Below are 2016 nucleotides of genomic sequence, written 5' to 3'. Positions count from 1 at the left end.
CCGGACTTCCGCAGATGCTGGGCACACGATTCCGCAGAAATGGGTGTTGACGTGCGGTGATGATGAATTGGCGTGTTGAGGTCGTGTTACTACACGACCTCATTGTCGCTCGGGGCGCGTGAACGGACTGTTCAGGCGGTGAGGGTGAAGTCGACGAATCGGGGTGGTTCGGGCAGCTCCAGAGCGCCGAGGATGCGGCGGTGGCCCGCGGTCAGTGCGGAGCGTTGCGCGACGGTGCCGTGGTCGGTGGCCAGGGTGATCAGGTGCAGACGGTCGAGTTCGTGGGCGATGGTTCGCCAGGTGTCACCGGTGGCGGTTTCGGCGACCCGGATCAGCAGCAACGCCAGCCAACACAGTTGCACGTGAGCGCGGATACGGTCTTCGCGGTAGTGGAACACCGGACGCAGCTTCAACGCGCCCTTCATGTCCCGCCAACCCCGTTCCACGGCGAGCAACTGCTTGTAGGCCGCGGCCAGATCTTCCGGGGTGAGCGTGGTGTCGGAGGTCCGCAACAACCACTTGCCGTCCAGCCCTGCTTCGGTCTTGATGGCGGCCGCATCGATGCGCAGCAACCCGCTCTTGGTGCGCCGCAGGTACCGCCGCAAGCCGGGCTTGGCCTTCAAGGACCCCACGAACTCGTCACGGCGGCGGGTGGTCCAGGCATCGGATCCGGTGATCTGCTCCCGCAAGTGCTCGACCAGGTTGGCACGCACGGTGGCGTCACGCTCGGCTTGATCGGGGTTGTGGCACAACACGAACCGCACTGCGCGGGCACCGCCGTCACCATCCCCGTCCCCGCCCGGGGCGACGTGGACTTCTTTGACCCGCAGGTTGTCGCCGACGGTGTGGTAGCGGCCGGGCCGGGCGAGAGCGGCGGCGGCTTCGGTGTTGGTGTGGCGCAGTTTCTCTGCGTGGATGTAGTGCCCGCCACCGCGGGTGAGGTAGGCGCGGTTGGTGGCGGAGGCGAAACCGCGGTCGGCGACCCACACCAGCCGGCGCAGTTGCCAGCCGGCGAGGTCGTCTTTGATGGTGCGGATGATCGCGGTGTCGGCGGTGTTGCCGGGAAAGGTCCAGCAGCGCACCGGGATGCCATCGCGGGTGACGGCCATTGCGATCACCACCTGGGGCAGGTCGGTGCGGAAGTCCTTGGAATGGCCGAACGTGCGGGTGCCGGATTCGGCCGGCCGGGTGATGCCGTCGTCGACCACCGGGTCGGCCATCTCGGGCAGCTCATCGGGGCTGTCGGTTTCGAAGTAGGTGGAGGTGGTGTCGACGAATACGATGTCGAGATCCAGATTCAGCAGGTGCGCAACAGAAGTGAACACTTCGGCGGCGATCTCGTCGAGTGCCTCGAGCAGGAAGTCCATCCCCCGATAGGCCTGATCATCGGTCAACGTGGTGATCCCGCTGATGGCGACCCGTTCGGCGAGCCAGCCGGTCGCGGCGAGTTTGGAGCCCGGCTCGAGTGCGCGCTGGGCGACCAGGGTGAAGATCACCCGCTCGACCGCGGCGGCATCGAGGCGCCGGTCGGCGGCGGCGCGGGTGATCGCCGCGCCGATCCCCAACCGTTCCCACAATCGGTCCAGCGTCCACGCACCGCCCAGGCGGCGGCTATCAAGAATCTCCACCCCCTCGCCGGCCCCGGCGGCGGCCACCTGCTCCGGTGCGAGAAACCGCGAGATCGAGGACACCAGCCGGGCCAGCCCGTCGCGGTCGACGGTCTCGGCGCGGCCGAAGTTGTGGATCACCTTCGCCGTCGAGGCACCGGTGGACGGGTGGCGTTCGTTGTGGGCCAGTTGCAGGTAGGACACGGTGGAACCGTCTTTGTTCTTCCGCCGCGTCTCCCGCAGGTACATACCTACACAACACCACACAAAACACCGGATTACCAGCAGGCACGCCATAAGTCGTGTGCCTACAGGTTTTCGCGTTTTCCGGCACCCCGCACCGCTCTCACCTGCGCATTCATCCCAGCGGCAACGCCAAAATGCCTACCAACTGCGGAACTCCGGCCAG

Annotated in this window: 1 protein-coding gene; it reads right to left on the bottom strand. The window is 66.6% G+C overall.

The features are described 5' to 3' along the window. Positions 1 to 131: 131 nt before the first annotated feature. Entirely contained in the window at positions 132 to 1856 is a 1725-nt protein-coding gene (locus GORHZ_RS03780; RefSeq protein WP_006330505.1) for an IS1634 family transposase, read from the bottom strand. Positions 1857 to 2016: the final 160 nt, after the last annotated feature.

Source organism: Gordonia rhizosphera NBRC 16068, assembly GCF_000298195.1.
GTDB lineage: Bacteria > Actinomycetota > Actinomycetes > Mycobacteriales > Mycobacteriaceae > Gordonia > Gordonia rhizosphera.
Note: the sequence above shows the minus strand (reverse complement) of the source record. Positions and strands in the feature narration are given on the sequence as shown.